Source organism: Pigmentiphaga humi (assembly GCF_900606115.1).
GTDB lineage: Bacteria > Pseudomonadota > Gammaproteobacteria > Burkholderiales > Burkholderiaceae_B > Pigmentiphaga > Pigmentiphaga humi.
This window is the reverse complement of record NZ_UWPJ01000025.1, coordinates 84,945-101,619: the sequence shown is the minus strand read 5'-3', so window position 1 is coordinate 101,619 and position 16,675 is coordinate 84,945. Positions and strand designations below refer to the sequence as shown.

The window sequence follows — 16,675 nt, the reverse complement described above, 5'->3', positions numbered from 1 at the left end:
CGAGACATGAGTTCAGCAGCACCGGTGCAGGACGGAAAGCAACCCCAGGCCGGCGGCCCCAAGCCCAAGAAGTCGGTGGCGCTGTCGGGCGTGATGGCGGGCAATACCGCGCTGTGCACGGTCGGCCGCAGCGGCAACGACCTGCATTACCGCGGCTACGACATCCTCGATATCGCCGACGTGTGCGAGTTCGAGGAAATCGCCTATTTGTTGGTGCACGGCAAGCTGCCCAACCGCAATGAGCTCAAGGCCTACAAGGCCAGGCTCAAGGCGATGCGCGGCCTGCCTGCCAACGTCAAGGCGGCGCTGGAATGGCTGCCCGCCGCCAGCCACCCGATGGACGTGATGCGCACTGGCGTCTCGGCCCTGGGCTGCGTGCTGCCCGAGAAGGACGACCACAACCTGCCCGGCGCGCGCGACATCGCCGACCGGCTGATGGCCTCGCTCGGGTCCATGCTGCTGTATTGGTACCACTACAGCCACCGCGGCGAGCGCATCGAGATCGATACCGACGACGACAGCATCGGCGGCCATTTCCTGCACCTGCTGCACGGCCGGCCCGCGTCCGATTCCTGGGTGCGCGCCATGCACACTTCGCTGAACCTGTACGCCGAGCACGAGTTCAACGCCTCGACCTTCACCGCGCGCGTCATCGCCGGCACGGGCTCGGACATGTACTCGGCCATCGCCGGCGCCATCGGCGCGCTGCGCGGCCCCAAGCACGGCGGCGCCAACGAGGTCGCCTTCGAGGTGCAGAGCCGCTACGAATCGCCGGACGAAGCCGAGGCCGATATCCGCCGCCGCGTCGAGAACAAGGAAGTGGTGATCGGCTTCGGCCACCCGGTCTACACGGTTTCCGATCCGCGCAACCAGGTCATCAAGGAAGTGTCGCGGCGCTTGTCCAAAGAATCCGGCAACACCCGGCTCTACGACATCGCCGAGCGGCTCGAGGCGGTCATGTGGAATGCCAAGAAAATGTTCCCCAACCTCGACTGGTTCAGCGCCGTCAGCTATCACGAGATGGGCGTGCCCACCGCCATGTTCACCCCGCTGTTCGTGATCGCGCGCACGGCCGGCTGGGCGGCGCACATCATCGAGCAGCGCATCGACAACAAGATCATCCGTCCCAGCGCCAACTACACCGGCCCCGAAGACCGCAAGTTCGTGCCGCTGGCCAAGCGCAAGTAAAGACCGGCCCGTTCCTGAATTAACCAAAACCCTTCGTTCAACCAAACCTACCGCGCAAGCCTGGCCGACCCAGGGCACAGCGGATCCGGCTTTGCCGGTCCGCCAGTGCCGCCCCCTGGGGGGCGCGCGAAGCGCGTAGGGGGGAGCCTCATGTCCAATCTTTCCAGCTCTACCGTGCGTCCCAAGCCCGACCAGGTCCTGGTCGATATCGTCGACTACGTCCTGAACAAGCGCGTCACCAGCAAGCTCGCCTACGAGACCGCGCGCAACTGCCTGATCGACACCCTGGGCTGCGGCCTGGAGGCGCTCGAGTACCCGGCGTGCACCAAGCTGCTCGGCCCCATCGTACCGGGCACCGTCGTGCCCAACGGCGCCAAGGTGCCGGGCACGCAGTTCCAGCTCGATCCGGTGCAGGCCGCCTTCAACATCGGCGCCATGATCCGCTGGCTGGACTTCAACGACACCTGGCTGGCCGCCGAATGGGGCCATCCTTCGGACAACCTGGGCGGCATCCTCGCCACCGCCGATTGGCTGTCGCGCCAGGCCGTCGCGGCCGGCAAGCCGCCGCTTTCCATGAAGGACGTGCTGACCGCGATGATCAAGGCGCACGAGATCCAGGGCTGCATCGCGCTGGAGAATTCCTTCAACCGCGTCGGCCTGGACCACGTGGTGCTGGTCAAGGTGGCGTCCACCGCGGTGGTCGGGCAGATGCTCGGGCTCACGCGCGACGAGCTGATCAACGCCGTGTCGCTCGCCTGGGTGGACGGCCAGAGCCTGCGCACCTACCGCCACGCGCCCAACACGGGCTCGCGCAAGAGCTGGGCCGCCGGCGACGCCACCAGCCGCGCCGTGCGCCTGGCGCTGATGGCCCGCACCGGCGAAATGGGCTATCCCTCGGTGCTGACCGCCAAGACCTGGGGCTTCTACGACGTGCTGTTCAAGGGCCAGCCCTTCAAGTTCCAGCGCCCTTACGGCAGCTACGTGATGGAGAACGTGCTGTTCAAGATCTCGTATCCGGCCGAGTTCCACTCGCAGACCGCGGTCGAGTGCGCGATGGACATCCACCGTCAGCTGCAGAAGGCGGGCCGCAGCGCGGACGACATCGAGAAGATCACCATCCGCACCCATGAGGCGTGCATACGCATCATCGACAAGCAGGGTCCGCTGGACAACCCGGCCGACCGCGACCACTGCATCCAGTACATGGTCGCCGTGCCCATCCTCTTCGGCCGCCTGACCGCCGACGACTACGAAGACCACGTGGCGGGCGACCCGCGCATCGATGCGCTGCGCGCCAAGATCGTCTGCGTGGAAGATCCGGCCTTCACGCAGGACTACCACGACCCCGACAAGCGCTCCATCGCCAACGCCATGACCGTCGAGTTCAAGGACGGCAAGAAGCTCAAGGAAGTGGTCTGCGAATACCCCATCGGCCACAAGCGCCGCCGCAAAGAGGGCATCCCGCTGCTGGAGGCCAAGTTCCGCACCAACCTGGCGCGGCGCTTTCCGGCCAAGCAGCAGCAGGCCATCCTCGACGTGTCGCTGGACCAGACGGCGCTGGAGGCGATGCCGGTGCAGGAGTACGTGGATCTCTACGTGATCTGACAGTCGCGGAAAGGGGAGCGCGCCCGCACGCCCCCTCCCGGACTGTGGGCTCTACGTCGGAGGGTATTCTGGGGTTTCGGCTGACTGTCGGAGGCGATGCTCGGCTCCGTGGCATGGGCGGTGGCGGACGCCGGCCTGGAGTTCTGGCCGCTGCCGTCGCCTACGCTTTCGTGCCGGCCCCCGGGCACGGGGGCTATGTGATGGCGTACGCGTTGAAGGGAAAGTGAGCTAGCGGGAATTGCATCTGGCTCGTCGGAGCGCCAGCTGTTATAAATCCTGGTCACCACACCCCTGAGAAGAACCATGCCAGAGATCAATCCAGTGCCCACAGTTCAATCCCAAGACCTGTCGAAAAACTTGCTCTACGCGCCGCCGGCACTCCACCTTCTGGGCTCGGTGGGTGATCAGACCGAATTCGATATTGTACAGCCGGGTACCGACTTCTTCACCGCCTTGTCTTCTTAAGCGCAGCGGCTGCCCCCGGGGAGTCATTGGGAGGCCCGCTGCCTGTGACGCGCAAGCGCCGAGCAGAGGTAGGGCCAATTCCGGGGAGGCTCCCGGAAGGACGCGGCCGGCACCCAATACGCCCGGGTGCCGGCTCTCCGCCACGATCAGTAGTGGATGACCGTGCGGATCGACTTGCCCTCGTGCATCAGGTCGAAGGCCTGGTTGATTTCGCCCAGCGGCAGCGTATGCGTGACGAAGGGTTCGAGCTCGATGTCGCCGCGCATGGCGTCCTCGACCATGCCGGGCAGCTGGCTGCGGCCCTTCACGCCGCCGAACGCGGAACCCAGCCAGCGGCGGCCGGTCACCAGTTGGAAGGGGCGGGTGGAAATCTCCTGGCCGGCGCCGGCCACGCCGATGATGACCGACTGGCCCCAGCCGCGGTGCGCGCACTCCAGCGCGGCGCGCATCACGCCGGTGTTGCCGATGCACTCGAACGAATGGTCCACGCCCCAGCCGGTCATCTCGACGACGACCTGCTGGATGGGCTTGTCGTGATCCTTGGGATTGACGCAGTCGCTCGCGCCGAAATGCTGGGCCAGCGGGAACTTGCCCGGATTGGTGTCGATGGCGATGATGCGGCCGGCCTTGGCCTGGCGCGCGCCCTGGATGACGGCCAGGCCGATGCCGCCCAGCCCGAACACGGCCACCGTATCGCCTTCCTGCACCTTGGCGGTATTGTGGACCGCGCCGATGCCGGTCGTGACGCCGCAGCCCAGCAGGCAGACGTGCTCGTGGTTGGCCTGGGGGTTGATCTTGGCCAGCGAGACCTCGGCGACCACCGTGTACTCGCTGAAGGTCGAGCAGCCCATGTAGTGATAGAGCGGCTGGCCGTTGTAGGAGAAACGCGTCGTACCGTCGGGCATCACGCCCTTGCCCTGCGTGGCGCGCACGGCCGTGCACAGGTTGGTCTTGCCGGACTTGCAGAACAGGCACTCGCCGCACTCGGCGGTATAGAGCGGAATCACGTGGTCGCCCGGCCGCACCGAGGTCACGCCCTCGCCGACCTCCACCACCACGCCGGCGCCTTCATGGCCCAGCACGCAGGGGAACAAGCCTTCTGGATCGTCGCCGGACAGGGTGAACGCGTCGGTGTGGCAGACGCCGGTATGGGAAATCTTGATCAGCACTTCGCCTTTCTTGGGCGGCGCCACATCGATCTCGACGATCTCCAGGGGCTTGCCGGGACCGAAAGCAACGGCGGCGCGGGATTTCATGGGGAGTTCTCCTGAGGTGACGTGTCGATGGACGGCCGGGGAGGCCGGCCGGGATTATTTGAGATACGAGCGGACCAGGCCCAGCAGTTCCTGCACCTGTTCGAGGCGTACGGCTTCCGATTCGGCGGGATGGACGAATTCCTCGCGGACGTGCGCTTCCAGGACTTCCGACATCAATCCGTTCACGGCGCCGCGTATGGCGGCGATCTGCTGCAGCACCGGGCCGCAATCGGCGCCGGCTTCGAGCGCGCGCTCCAGCGCATCGCACTGTCCGCGGATGCGCCGAACGCGCGTCAGGACGCGTTTTTTCTCTTCCGGTGTATGGGGCATGGGGCTCTCTAATACTGGGGGGTAGTATAGAGTCGAAGGCCGGACAAGGGAAGCGCGCAGCAGCGGGAGGCGCCCGGACAAGACGGTGTAGAATTGCGCCCTCGGGCCTCTAGCTCATGCCTGGTTAGAGCAGCGGACTCATAAGTCATTGTGCGATGCCGAAAACATTAATAAAATCAATGACTTACGTTTTTCCGTCTGCCGCTAGGCTACAGATTAGGCTACAGTTCAAACATGTGGTTTGATCTCCTTGCCTAGAGGATCAAAGGTTGTCTACTGGCTTAGGCACGTAGTAAGATTTTAAGTTGTTAGATTTTCGGGCCTCTAGCTCATGCTTGGTTAGAGCAGCGGACTTAAGCTGCATCGTTCTACGGTTCGCAAGGATACGAATGGTGCAAATTTGGGTTGCCTTGGGATAAGTTCACTCTGTCCCTTGGTAGAACTGCTCAAATTCGGGGAAACCTCTGCCGCTTTGGTGGTGTGGCAATCCCGAGCGAAACTCTCATACTGAGAGGACGTGTAGAGACTGTACGGGCAGGTCGTAAAGACAAGAGACAGTCCAGACCACAAACCTGAAAAGGGTGGCGAAAGCCATAGTTGGTAAGCATAATCCGTTGGTGCCGTGTTCGACTCACGGGAGGCCCACCAAATATGAGAACCGCAGTGTGCATTCACACTGCGGTTTTTTTTGCGTCTACAGGGATGGTGCCAAATTCCCGCTAAAAGCCGGAAATTGCTATGAAAAAATAGCTATGTTAAGATAGCTATATGAACGATGCCGATAAGCGACGCCAAGCCGTCCCATCCATACGCAACAGCATTGTCGCTGTTGCTCGCCGTCTCAAGCAGTCCGCCAAGTTGCAGGGCGAGAGTTGGACCAACCTCATGGTGTTGGGTGCTATAGAAAGAGATGACGGCCAAGCGACGCCAACACAAATCGCTTTTGATTTGGACTTGCGTTCATCTAACCTCGCCCAAATTCTGGGGGAGCTAGATGAGCGTGGTTTGATTGAAAAGAAATCTGATCCTGCCGACAAAAGGAAAACACGCCTGTCTTTGACTGAAACAGGGCGAGTGCTTTTGTTTAAAACCCGTTCTCAGCGAGACGATTGGTTGTTTGAGGCCATGAATGAATGCCTATCTGAGCAGGAGCGGGATCTTTTGATCGCGGCGGGCGAAATCATGCATCGCCTTTCTCTCGCACGTCATGGCAAAGGATAAAAGCAAGATTGCCTTGGATCTTTCTGCCTTGTTAAACAACAAACCAAGGAACTCATATGTCAATCCGTCGCGTTAATCACATTGTCCTTTCTGTTGCTAACCTTGACACATCAACGGCGTTTTATCGTGATGTGCTTGGTCTTGATCTCGTCGCCACCTTGCCTCCAGAGGGAAATTGGCCTGAAATGCGTTTCTTTCGGGCTGCGGGTGCATCAGCCAATCACCACGACATAGCTATCATTCCTAATGCCACACTCCCCCGTCCTGGTTGGGGTCAGCCTGCCTCTCCGGGCGTGTTCCATGTTGCTTTTGAGGTGGGAACCATTGAGGAACTTGAACACATTGGAGAACGGCTGAAAGAGGCCAATGTACTCACTGATCTGATTGATCAACCAATGCACTTGTCCGTTTATGGCAAAGACCCTGACGGCATCCCTCTGGAGATTGTTTGGCGAGTGCCTAACGTTGATTGGACGTATGAGGACCTGTGGCGTCGTCCTCTCGATTTCAACGCCGCCAAGCAGCGGTGGGGAGCTAATCTTGCAACAGGTTCTGCGGCAGGAGAGGCCGCTTAAGCACAACCCAAATGTGGCTTAGTCAAGGCTACAAGGCTACATCTCAGCGGAACCCAACGGTATCCAACGGAACCTAACAGGACTACAGTTTTCAATAAAATCAAGAGGTTAGGTTGTAAGTCGTTGATTTTGCTAGGCTCTCTAGGCTATAAATAGAGGACTCATGATCCGTTGGTGCTGGGTTCGACTCCCAGGGGGCCCACCAAAGAATCACTTATGCATTAAGCACTTAACGCCACCCTGTCCGGTGGCGTTTCTTCTTTCACGATGCCGTTTGACCAAAGTTTGACATTTTCCGCGTGCGCGTCGATCTTGCTGATCTTGGCCACCTCCCCCGGCCCTTCGCGGCTTGTCGGGTGAACACGAGGGTATCGTGCTTGTCCAGCCGCCGGCGCAGGACTGTCACCGCGTCATCGTTGAGCGGCACGGCTCGCGCCCGTTTGGATTTCGCTCCGCTGCGGTCACCCACGCCGTGCGGCGGACGATATCCACCTGAGACCACGTGAGGGAGAGGATTTCGTCCGCTCGCATGCCGGTGCTGACCACGAATAGCGCGACCCCCTTGAGGCAGTCTTGTGAAATGGCCTGGATGAGCTGTGTGATAACGGCCGGCGGCTCCCAGCGGACGCGCACGCCCGGCTCCTCGAACGCCTTGAGCTTCGGCACCCGGTCGGCGCACTCCGGGTGGCATAATTTTCCGCCCCCTTGTGCGTAACGTGCCAAAAGGTACGATTTTCATCAGGCTCGCAAGAGCTACGACCAGAAGGCCCGCCGTCATTTGACTGCGGGCTTTTTCGTTTCTCCCGGCCGTTACGCGGCGTGGGTTTTCAGCCAATCTCGCAGGGCATCATCGACACGGGATTGCCATCCGGTGCCGCGTGCCTTGAATTTCTCCAGCACATCGGGAGAAAGCCGAATCGTAACGGGCACCTTGGTTGGGGTCTTCTGCGGCCCGCGCCGACGGATTCCCAGCTTGGCCTGGATGGACTCAGGCAACACCTCGCTCGCCGGGCGTGCGCGCTTGAAATCAGCTGCGCTCCATTCCGGGTTTTCGGCGTCGATCAGTTCAGGGTTAGGACGCTTCATATCGGGTTACCTCTCTTGTGTTGATGACGTGGATCGTCTCGTCTCGGATGGTGAACACCAGCATGTGAAGGCGTTCGCCGATTCGGCCCAGAGCTTGAAAGCGCTGCTCGCCGTAATCCTTGCGAAGGTCTTCCACGACTAGTGCCGTCGCCCAGTCATCTGGATGGCAAGTTCGAACGACAGGCCGCGTTCGGCGATGTTGCGTTCATTCTTGCGCGGATCGTATGTGATACCCATAACACAAATTGTACGTACGATTTAATTTTTTGGCAAAGTATTTTGTATGTACGATTTGTGAAGCAGCACTACCATCAATACGCGCATCGCGCTCAGCCCGCCGGCAACTCCGAGCGGGCTTTTTTTCGTTCTCTCTTCGGTGACCCCTCATGCGCACGACGATCAGCGGCAGCACGGCGTGGGGCAGGCAATGGCCCTGCGATCTGTTATCTGGTGAAAGTCGGTGCAAGACCGACTCGGGGGACGTCTCCGAAGAGCGTAACCCGTACCGTACAGGATGGCTTCTGAGGCCGTGGCGACACCGCAGGGTTGCAAGATGAAAACTGGCGCAACTGGCACCTTGGGAAACCAAGGGTCGGTGGCACGCATCATCACCGAGCTTGTGTTGATCCGATCCGGCCACATCGTCCGCATGTCCGGCTCCAGCACAGTTTCCCCGTCTCCGCAATCCCGTGTCTGCATGATGTAGCAGTTTCTCGCAGAGACATATGATGGCGCTCCACCTAAAGGGGTTTTCATTATGTCTTCTGCATTATGGCTGGCCGGTACCGGGCGATGGCTCGGTTGCGCAGTGATCGCGGGGGCGATCACTGCAGCTTGCGGGGGAGATGGTTCATCCAGCCCCGCCAACTCGGGCGGTGGAGGAGGCGGTGGTGGAGGAGGAGGAACCGTAGCCAGCACCACGGTCTCAGGCGTGGCTGCCATCGGCGCGCCCATCGTCGGCGGCGCGGTGTCGCTGAGGTGCTTCGCAGGAGAGCCGATTGCCACGGTCACCGGCGCGGGCGGCGCCTGGAGCGTCCCGGTGCCCACGGCGAATCTGCCGTGCGTCGTGACCGTATCCGGCGGTACGGTCGGCAGCGGCGGACCGGGCAATACGGAAGAACTGATTTCCCTGGCGGCGGGCAGCGGTGCGGCGCTGAGGGCGAACGTAACGCCGTTGAGCGCGCTGGTGCTGGCAGGGATGGACGCGAGCGGTTTGGGCGAAGCGCTGTTCGAGCGCCACGAGACCGACGCCATCGGCCGAGTGGCCGCCGTCATGCAAGCGGCCACCGAATTGCTTGGCGCCAACTTGTCGGCCAACGGCTTTACCGTACCCTCGGGCTTCGACCCGGTAGGGGGCGCATTCACCGCCGTCGCCGGCAACGCTTATGACGACCTGCTCGAACAGATCCGGGATGCCTTGACCCAGGCGGGCAAGAGCTATGGCGAACTGTTCGACGGTTATGAGCGTAGCGCCGATTACATCGCCAGCATTCCATACGGCACGACCGCTGGCCAGACCGGCCCCATCGTGTTCGCCAAGACGGGGAACAATGCCGTCGCCGCGGATATTGCGCCGCTCGTCGGCGTATACCGAGGCCAGTTGGGGCGCAGTTTCGTGCCAGGCAACGATGTCGCCGATACGGATTCGTGCACCATCACAGTAACGGCCGATGGCAATATGACGGTGGCGGCAAATGGCCGCAGCTATAGCGCAGCGATGAATGGCGACCCTGGCGACCTGCTGCTGCAGGTGGTGGGCCTGTTCCAGGTGATGGCGAGCGACGTGGCCAATGACAAATATACGATGGTCACCGTTACGCGCGGCTATGTGACGGAGGCCGTGGCGCGCAAGGGGGGATACGGGTTTTCGGATGCGACCGACCGCGTGGAATGTGTGGTGACCGATCCGCATCCGTCCACGGTGGGTTCGGCCATGACCAGCGTGAACGTCACCAACGGTGCGACTGCCAGCGATCTCGATGCGAGTTGGGTGGGCGTCTATACCGACGGCTCGTGCACAGTCACAATCGACGACCAGGCTCATGTCCACGTCGTGCAGGGAACGGTCGATACGCAGGCCCAGCTCGGCGGCGACCAGGACGATACGATCAACCTGTTTCCGACGATTCCTGCTCAGGCTTTCTCCGCGGCCGACCGCAGGGTTGGCGGCGTCTTGGTCGAATTCGGCGTGACGCGCACTTCAAGCGGCCTGAGCGTGCAGGTCCGGCAGACCACGCCGCGTCCTTTCGTCGATATGGCATCGTGCAGCGCATTGCAAAAGACTTCTTCGTGACCTGAAGCGTGGGTCGAGGAGACGGGGCGTTGGCGTAGACTGACAGCCCCATCCCCGGAGACACGCATGGACCCGCGTTCGGAACGCTCGCATCGCCGCTACGCGCTGGCGCTGGCGGCGGCCTTCCTGCTGCTGTGGCTGGCGCTGGCCATCCGTCCGGCGGACCGCCACGACTGGGCGCTGGAGAACGTGCTGGTGGTCGGGTTCTGCGCCGGGCTGATCTGGAGCCGGCGCCGCTTCCGCTTCTCGCGGCTGTCCTACACCTTGATCTTCCTGTTTCTCTGCCTGCACGCGGTGGGCGCGCACTACACCTATGCCGGCGTGCCCTACGAGCAGTGGTGGCGGGCCTGGACAGGCCACAGTTTCAATGCCCTGTGGGGGTGGGAGCGCAACAATTTCGATCGCGTGGTGCATTTCGCCTATGGCCTGCTGCTGGCCTATCCGATCCGCGAGGTATTCCTGCGCGTTGCCGACGCCAAGGGCTTTTGGGGTTATTTGCTGCCGCTGGAGTTCACGCTGGCCACCTCGGCCACGTTCGAATTGTTCGAATGGGGTGCGGCGGAGATCTTCGGCGGGGACCTGGGCGTGGCGTATCTGGGCACGCAGGGCGATGTCTGGGACGCGCAAAAGGACATGGCCTTGGCGGTGGCCGGCGCGCTGCTGGCGATGCTGCTCACGGCGCTGGTCAATCGCCGGCTGCAACGCGATTTCTCGCGGGAATGGGCGGACAGCCTGCGGGTCAAGGATGCCCGCCCGTATGGCGACGCCGCCATCGCCCGCATGCTGCGCGCGGCGCCGACGCATGACGAGACGGGCGGCAGGCAAGGGTAAATTCCATTCGGCTCGATTCAGTCCGGCGATGTAACGGACTCGTCAAATTGCGTGCAGGTGGATACGCGCTCCTTGGGCCGTCGCCCGGGGTTCACCATCTGACGCGCTTGTATTGAATTCTCACCCCGCAACGCGGCGGCATTCGGCAAGCTCGCAGAATGCGGACGGCCATTGCCGGACGTTATGGGGAAAGATGTGTCGAGATATTGCGCCACAAGGCGCTTGGGAATGACCTTTGACCGGTTTGCCGCGCTGGCTACGCGCGCTTCCGGCAGCGCTGCGGCGTTCGGCCTTGCCTGCTGTGCCGTCATCGTCTGGGGGCTGTGCGGTCCGCTGTTCGGCTTCTCGGAAAACTGGCAACTGGTCGTGAATACCGGAACGACCATCGTCACCTTCCTGATGGTTTTCGTCATCCAGCATGGCCAGAACAAGGACAGCGCCGCGCTGCATCTGAAACTGGACGAGTTGCTGGGCGCGATGGAAGGGGCGAATTCCAAGCTGGTAGCGGTCGAGCAACTCGACGAAGAGCATTTGCGCCGTTTGAGCGAACGCTACCATGCGCTGGCAGAGCACTTTGCCAAGACCGCCGATACGCGCGATTGAGCTTATCGGGCCGGCGGATTCTTGGACTCGTCTTTTTTGGGCCCCTCTTTTTTCTTCAGAAACGGGGGCGTATCGTCCTTGGGGCCCAAGACGTCGTTCTCGGTCGGCAGGGCGTTCGGATTGCCGTCGAACTGCGTGGCGCGGTCGTTCATCGGTTCGCCGGGCGGTACGGGTTTGTTCGTCATGATGTGCCTCCGTGGAAGAGGCGCTGAAACCAGCAAGCGCCGTTCCTGCGGCGCTTCCTTCTACGCCGGTTTGCGCGCCAACAGGGTGGCGAAATGCAGGACGATAGGCTTGCCGTGTTCGTCGTTCTTGTGCAGGGAGCCGAGATTTTCGTTGTATTTGAGTAGCTCCCAACCCGTGTAATAGCCCGCCAGTTCGCCGGGCTTGAAGGTGAACGGAAAGGGAACGGGGCAGGGATGATCGGGGGTGTCCATGGCCGCCACGATGAGGTTGCAGCCGCCGGGCGCGGTGGCGCGCTGCATGTCGGCCAATAGCCCGGGAATGGTGGCCCGTTGGAGGAACATCAGGACGACGGTGCTGAGGATGAGGTCGTAGGTGCCCGGAATCCGGGCATGGTTCAGGTCAGCCTGCTCGAAGCGTATGGACAGGTCTTCCGCCTGGGCGATGCGGCGGGCGTTGTCGACGCGTTCGGCGTCCCGGTCCCAGGCCTCGACCTGGAAGCCCTGCATGGCGAGGTACAGCGCGTTGCGGCCGTTGCCGCAGCCGAGATCCAGGACCCGGCCCGCCGGCAGGCGGGATGCGGCCTCGACCACTTCGGAATGGGTGCGGGCGAGCCGGTATTTCTTGGCGAAGTAGTCTTCGCGGACGCACAGGAATTCCAGTTGGCATTCGAGATCGGGGCTGAAGCCGGCGATGCGGTGCCATTGCTCCGGTGCGATGCGCGGAGGCTGGCGGTCGGGCGTGAAAGTCCAGTGTCCGGTGACGCCGTCGTTCTCGTCGAGCGTGGCGAATTCCAGCGAGCCGCGCAGCACGGTCAATTGCGCCCAGGTGCCGGCTTGGGTGTTGTGGCGGCGCTGGAAGGCCTCGGGCAGCGTCCGGGCGTTCCAGACGGGAAGGGTTTTGTAGACGAGCAGGTCTGGCATGGAGCGTCTCCTGGCGGGATGCGTAGACGGGTCAGGCGTGAAGCGACGCGGCGTGTTCGGCCAAGGCTTCTGCCGACATGATGAGCCGATCGAGCCCGTCGGGCATCTGTACCGTGAACACCGGGCAGCGTTCAACCAGCTCCGCAATGCACGGCAGGCTTTGCGCCATGCGCGCATGGCGCTGCGCCGACAGCCCCAGGTAAAGGTTTTTCAACAGGAGCGGGATGGCCTGCGCGTTCGCCAGCCTGTCCACCCGGATGGCGCTTCGGTCCGCGATGCGCGGGCCGAGCAGGTAGATCGCGCGCAGCGGCAGTGCCGAAGCGCGGAAGAGCCCGGGCATGTCGGCAAGGTCGCGATAGTATTTTTCTCCTACGTTCGCCGTGCGTTGAAAGACGAGCGGGAGATTCTTCCAGTCCGGCCCCAATGCCTGGGCGGTGTCCGGCCACAGCCGCAGGTGCGGATAGCCGTGGTGCACCGCCATTGCGCCGGCCTGCGGATCCAGCGCGGCGATGTCGTCGGCGAGCAGCGGATGGCCTGCCGCGACCATGGCCGCGGTCGTCGACGATTTGCCCGCGCCGGAATGTCCGCAAATCACGCAGGCGCCCTCGTCCACGGCGACGGTGTTGGCGTGCAGGGCCACGGTGCCGGCCTGCGCCAGCAGCCAGCCGAATACCGGCCCCAGCAAGACGCGATGGATGTCGTCGACCAGGACGGCTTCGTCCCAGTCCACGGCCACCGAGGCGCCATCGGCGGAGATGGTGAACTCGAGACGCGATCCGTTCAGCGGATCGGTGTAGCGGAGGTGGAAAGAACGATCCCGGTCTTCCCAGACCAGTTCCCGGGTAATCGGGTCGCAGACGGCCGCAGCAGGGGCGTCAGCAAGCGGCCGGGACGGGTCCGATCGATAGGAAACGACGAAATCGGGTTTGGCGCAGGAGGCGGATTCGACGCAGGGCAGGCGGCGATTGCAGGCCAGGTGCCGGCCATAGATGCGGTAGTGGTACAGGGCTGTCATGCGCAGGCCGGTTGCTTCAGGTTTGCGACCGCTCTCGGATCGAGGAGGTCGGCGCAATCCAGCAGGCGATGCAGTTCGGCGCTCTGCGGCGTGTGCCGCCGCAGCAGGCCGATCAGGCCGAACAGCGCGAAATGGTCGAACGGCGTGTCGCGGAGCACCGCCCGCCAGCGGGATTCCAATTGGCCGGGCCGGACATCGGAAAGGCGGAGCCGGAGGGCCTCGCATCGGATGCGCTGCAACAGCTCCGCCTTGCGCGAGGGAGCCGCCCGGCTCGCCGAAGCCAGGGCGAGCGCGGCGACGTGATCATGATGGCAGGGCGCGTCGGACGCCTCGTCGGCAAGCGCGAGAACCTGTTCGTAGTCTTGCCGTTCGTACAGGATGGAAAGCGCCAGCCAGCGCGCCGCGTGGCATTGCGCGTCGGCGGCGAGCAAGCGCCGGCAATCGCGCAGTGCTTCGTCGTGCCTGCCGAGCCGGCGAGCCGCATGGGCCCGTTCCAGCAGGTTCGCCGCTTCCTCGAAGGCGTCGTTCCGCCGGTGTGGGGGAGAAGGCGGGCGGCCGCCGAGCAATGCGTGGAAGCGCCGGCGCAAATCCGAGCGGATGGCCGCGGGGCTGCGATGCCGGCCGACCCAATCGAAGGCGATTCTTGCCATATCGGAGCGCCGTGCCGGGTTGGCGTGCAGGTGGTCGAGGTGGCCGGTCAATTGCCGGGGCGTGGCGAAAAGCAGGGCGCGATCCCGGTGGGGGCCGAATACGGGATGATCGGATAGCACGGCCACTGCGCCCGCCGCGGCGTACTGGGCGAACTTGCCGTCGCTGCGGCCTCGATTGAAGCCCGTGTCCAGCAACGGCCCGAGCCCGACGTGGAGACCGCTCAGGAAATCCTGGAATGCAGGGTAGTCGCCGAACGGGCGTTGGCTGACCTGGCCCGGCGGCAGTTGGGCGAGCACCGGCCGCAGGCCGGCCTCATTGCCCATCGCCGCGAATCTGGCATCGGGATGCCGTTGCAGAAAATCCGCCAATGCAGGCGCGATGTGCAGAAGGTCATCGAGATGGGTGCTGGTTCCCGCCCAGCCGAGCACGAAGCCGTCCGGCTTGGCCGGCAGCACATCGGGAACGGGGACATAGGGATCCGCGGCCCAGCGGCGCTCGTGCACGACGGCAAAGCGCCGGGCTTGTCCTTCCGACGCGAACTGGACGGCATCGCAGGCGTGGGCATTGTTCAAGACGCGCTGCCGCCATAGCGGACTGTGGACGAGGCTGGCCGAGGGCAGCCAGTCGCCGATCTGCGAAATGTCGTCGTTGATTTCGAAGACGGTGGGACGGCCAAGGCGCTTGCGCTCCCGGATGATGCCTTCCACCGGAGGCTGGCCGAGCTGGACGATGACGAGAATGTCCGCCGCCAGCGCCCTGTCGCAGGCGTCGAGAGAGGAAAGCGGGGCGTCCGAGGCTTCGAACTCGTGGTCGTCCCGCCACAGTTCTATGGCGCGGACGACACGCTGCAGATGATTGCCATAGTTCTCTCCATGGCGACTATCGTTGTGCAGCCATAAAATATGATGCTTGGGCAATGCGGGCTTCGAAAGTGTTTCGGCGCTCAGGGAACACAGGTTCGTTTACGACGCGTACATGCCGAAATCTGTTCCGATGCCGGGAAAGCCGTTCTCTGTCATGGAAACGTCGATTTTTTCCAGCGTCGGCGTTTCGAAAGGTCGTTTGTCGAGATGCTGTTCCGCCGTGGCGCCATCAGTACGATCGTTCGGGTTCATATCAATTTCTCCGGCTAGGGGTTTATTTACGATCCATACGTATCGAAGTCGCCGTTGAACGGACCGGGACCGAGCTCTGTCATGGATACATCGACCTTCTCGAACCGGGGCGGTTCGAAAGACAGTTTCTCAGCCGTTTGTTCATTAATTGGCGTCTCGAATTCTTTATTGAGAATTTCTTTCATTATCTTGTCCTTTCAAACTCATTGAGCGGTTTTGCGCCAGAATACACCTGTCCAGTCGATAGTGCGCAATGTGTCGGCGATACCATACGCTTGCCGGAATTCGTCGACGGCCTGCCGGCAAGCCGCAAACGCGTGGTAATCGTCCACGATGACGTATCCGCCCGGCTGCACGCGCGCGTAAAGCGCGTCCAGCACGTCGCGGGTGGACCGGTACAGGTCGGCGTCGATGCGCAGCAGGGCCAGCGGTCCGGTGTCGGATCCGGGCAGGGACTGGTCGAACCAGCCGCCCAGGAAACGGACCTGATCGCTCAGCAGCTCATAGGTCCGGAAATTCTCCCGTACGGCTTTTTCGCTGATGGACAGCCAAGGGAAGCGTTGCTCGGTCAGATCCAGTTTTTCGTCGGCCGGCTCCGATGGGGGCGGCAGGCCCTGGAACGAATCGGCGACCCAGGTGCGCCGCGAGCCCTGGCCGAATGCGACCTGCAGGGCGCGCAGGTAGATCGCAGCGCCGCCCTGGCATACTCCGGCTTCGAGGAAATCCCCGGGGACGCCGTCGGCAAAGACATGGCGCGCGCAATACTCGATATTGTCCAGCCGCCGCAGGCCGACCATGGTGTGGGAATCGCGCGTGGGCTCGCCGTGCAGCACGCCGCCGACCTGTTTGCACCGGATGAGCTCCGCGTAGCGTTCCGGTTCGCGCCAGCGAATGTCGCGCAGCTCGCGGTCCCGCGCCTGGCGGGTCGGCGCTGCTTCGGCGCCGGCCAGGAAACGCATGCGCAATTCGTGTTCCGGATAGATGAGGTTGACCAGGGCGCGCTTGAGCAATTCGAGATAAGGCTGCCGCATGGAATCCCCGGAGCCGGGGGCAGGCAGGGGTTCGATCCACCCCATCGCCTCCAGCTTCGCGAAGACCGGTTCGATCGAGGCCCGGCACGTGGCGGCATCCACGGCAAACTCGTTGACGATGCGCAGGCATACGTCCTCGAGCGCGATCGGCCGCTCGAAATGCTCCAGGACGCGTTTGGAGACTTGGTTGACGGCCCAGCAGTCGTCGGTATGGTTGCGGCGGGCGGCGACGACGCGGCCTTGGGTCTCGCCGAAGAGGACTTCTTCGGGCAGGAAATAAAGCGTGGCGGGCATATTTTTTTCA

Annotated in this window: 20 protein-coding genes; 8 read left to right on the top strand and 12 right to left on the bottom strand. The window is 62.8% G+C overall.

Annotation, left to right across the window (positions count from 1 at the left end; genetic code table 11):
* Window positions 1-6 precede the first annotated feature (6 nt).
* From prpC to PIGHUM_RS23940, 3 genes are all read left to right on the top strand, one after another.
* Entirely contained in the window at window positions 7-1,188 is a 1,182-nt protein-coding gene (gene prpC, locus PIGHUM_RS16690; RefSeq protein WP_124080696.1) for a bifunctional 2-methylcitrate synthase/citrate synthase, read from the top strand.
* Between the two features lie 150 nt (window positions 1,189-1,338).
* The gene (locus tag PIGHUM_RS16685) at window positions 1,339-2,793 is read left to right on the top strand and encodes a bifunctional 2-methylcitrate dehydratase/aconitate hydratase (protein ID WP_124080695.1); all 1,455 of its coding nucleotides are present in this window, start codon (window positions 1,339-1,341) and stop codon (window positions 2,791-2,793) included.
* Window positions 2,794-3,096: 303 nt separating this feature from the next.
* Window positions 3,097-3,258, top strand: a complete 162-nt coding sequence (locus tag PIGHUM_RS23940; RefSeq protein ID WP_160142322.1) for a hypothetical protein — start codon at window positions 3,097-3,099, stop codon at window positions 3,256-3,258.
* A gap of 146 nt (window positions 3,259-3,404) precedes the next feature.
* Here PIGHUM_RS23940 and PIGHUM_RS16680 read toward each other — a convergent pair whose 3' ends face one another.
* Both PIGHUM_RS16680 and frmR read right to left on the bottom strand, forming a co-directional pair.
* Complete coding sequence (locus PIGHUM_RS16680; protein WP_124080694.1) at window positions 3,405-4,514, bottom strand: S-(hydroxymethyl)glutathione dehydrogenase/class III alcohol dehydrogenase; 1,110 nt, start codon at window positions 4,512-4,514, stop codon at window positions 3,405-3,407.
* 54 nt (window positions 4,515-4,568) lie between these two features.
* Window positions 4,569-4,844 carry a formaldehyde-responsive transcriptional repressor FrmR gene (gene frmR, locus PIGHUM_RS16675; protein WP_124080693.1) on the bottom strand — a complete coding sequence of 92 codons (276 nt, stop codon included), beginning with the start codon at window positions 4,842-4,844 and terminating at the stop codon, window positions 4,569-4,571.
* 768 nt (window positions 4,845-5,612) lie between these two features.
* On the opposite strand from frmR, the gene PIGHUM_RS16670 reads away from it, so the two are divergent.
* On the top strand, window positions 5,613-6,065 hold the full coding sequence (locus PIGHUM_RS16670; RefSeq protein WP_124080692.1) for a MarR family winged helix-turn-helix transcriptional regulator: 453 nt from the start codon (window positions 5,613-5,615) through the stop codon (window positions 6,063-6,065).
* Between the two features lie 56 nt (window positions 6,066-6,121).
* The gene (locus PIGHUM_RS16665; RefSeq protein ID WP_124080691.1) at window positions 6,122-6,640 is read left to right on the top strand and encodes a VOC family protein; all 519 of its coding nucleotides are present in this window, start codon (window positions 6,122-6,124) and stop codon (window positions 6,638-6,640) included.
* Window positions 6,641-7,042: 402 nt separating this feature from the next.
* Here the strand turns inward: PIGHUM_RS16665 and PIGHUM_RS16660 are convergent, their stop codons facing one another.
* From PIGHUM_RS16660 to PIGHUM_RS24255, 3 genes are all read right to left on the bottom strand, one after another.
* Window positions 7,043-7,306 (bottom strand): tyrosine-type recombinase/integrase, encoded by a 264-nt coding sequence (locus PIGHUM_RS16660; protein ID WP_160142321.1) that lies wholly within the window; start codon window positions 7,304-7,306, stop codon window positions 7,043-7,045.
* Between the two features lie 144 nt (window positions 7,307-7,450).
* Window positions 7,451-7,726, bottom strand: a complete 276-nt coding sequence (locus PIGHUM_RS16655; protein WP_124080689.1) for a BrnA antitoxin family protein — start codon at window positions 7,724-7,726, stop codon at window positions 7,451-7,453.
* Window positions 7,713-7,862, bottom strand: a complete 150-nt coding sequence (locus PIGHUM_RS24255) for a BrnT family toxin (protein WP_246013258.1) — start codon at window positions 7,860-7,862, stop codon at window positions 7,713-7,715. The genes PIGHUM_RS16655 and PIGHUM_RS24255 overlap by 14 nt, the downstream gene beginning before the upstream one ends.
* A 795-nt stretch (window positions 7,863-8,657) precedes the next feature.
* On the opposite strand from PIGHUM_RS24255, the gene PIGHUM_RS16645 reads away from it, so the two are divergent.
* The 3 genes from PIGHUM_RS16645 to PIGHUM_RS16635 all read left to right on the top strand — a co-directional run bounded on the left by PIGHUM_RS16645 (window position 8,658) and on the right by PIGHUM_RS16635 (window position 11,453).
* A complete protein-coding gene (locus tag PIGHUM_RS16645; RefSeq protein ID WP_124080688.1) occupies window positions 8,658-10,019 on the top strand; it encodes a hypothetical protein in 1,362 nt (453 codons plus the stop codon).
* A 66-nt stretch (window positions 10,020-10,085) separates the two neighbouring features.
* A complete protein-coding gene (locus PIGHUM_RS16640) occupies window positions 10,086-10,850 on the top strand; it encodes a DUF2238 domain-containing protein (RefSeq protein WP_124080687.1) in 765 nt (254 codons plus the stop codon).
* A 228-nt stretch (window positions 10,851-11,078) separates the two neighbouring features.
* Complete coding sequence (locus PIGHUM_RS16635; protein WP_425466735.1) at window positions 11,079-11,453, top strand: low affinity iron permease family protein; 375 nt, start codon at window positions 11,079-11,081, stop codon at window positions 11,451-11,453.
* 2 nt (window positions 11,454-11,455) lie between these two features.
* On the opposite strand, the gene PIGHUM_RS16630 is transcribed toward PIGHUM_RS16635, so the two are convergent.
* From PIGHUM_RS16630 to PIGHUM_RS16610, 7 genes are read right to left on the bottom strand one after another with little or no spacing between them, the layout of a single operon-like run.
* Complete coding sequence (locus tag PIGHUM_RS16630) at window positions 11,456-11,638, bottom strand: hypothetical protein (RefSeq protein WP_124080685.1); 183 nt, start codon at window positions 11,636-11,638, stop codon at window positions 11,456-11,458.
* Between the two features lie 60 nt (window positions 11,639-11,698).
* Window positions 11,699-12,559, bottom strand: coding sequence for an SAM-dependent methyltransferase TehB (gene tehB / locus PIGHUM_RS16625; protein WP_124080684.1), 861 nt, complete (start codon window positions 12,557-12,559; stop codon window positions 11,699-11,701).
* A gap of 31 nt (window positions 12,560-12,590) precedes the next feature.
* Window positions 12,591-13,574, bottom strand: a complete 984-nt coding sequence (locus PIGHUM_RS16620) for a phosphoenolpyruvate carboxykinase (ATP) (protein ID WP_124080683.1) — start codon at window positions 13,572-13,574, stop codon at window positions 12,591-12,593.
* The gene (locus tag PIGHUM_RS16615) at window positions 13,571-15,142 is read right to left on the bottom strand and encodes a glycosyltransferase (RefSeq protein ID WP_124080682.1); all 1,572 of its coding nucleotides are present in this window, start codon (window positions 15,140-15,142) and stop codon (window positions 13,571-13,573) included. The genes PIGHUM_RS16620 and PIGHUM_RS16615 overlap by 4 nt, the downstream gene beginning before the upstream one ends.
* Before the next feature lie 45 nt (window positions 15,143-15,187).
* Window positions 15,188-15,340 carry a hypothetical protein gene (locus PIGHUM_RS23935; protein WP_160142320.1) on the bottom strand — a complete coding sequence of 51 codons (153 nt, stop codon included), beginning with the start codon at window positions 15,338-15,340 and terminating at the stop codon, window positions 15,188-15,190.
* A 26-nt stretch (window positions 15,341-15,366) separates the two neighbouring features.
* Complete coding sequence (locus PIGHUM_RS23930) at window positions 15,367-15,525, bottom strand: hypothetical protein (protein WP_160142319.1); 159 nt, start codon at window positions 15,523-15,525, stop codon at window positions 15,367-15,369.
* Between the two features lie 18 nt (window positions 15,526-15,543).
* A complete protein-coding gene (locus PIGHUM_RS16610; protein WP_222929267.1) occupies window positions 15,544-16,665 on the bottom strand; it encodes a PqqD family peptide modification chaperone in 1,122 nt (373 codons plus the stop codon).
* Between the last annotated feature and the right edge of the window lie 10 nt (window positions 16,666-16,675).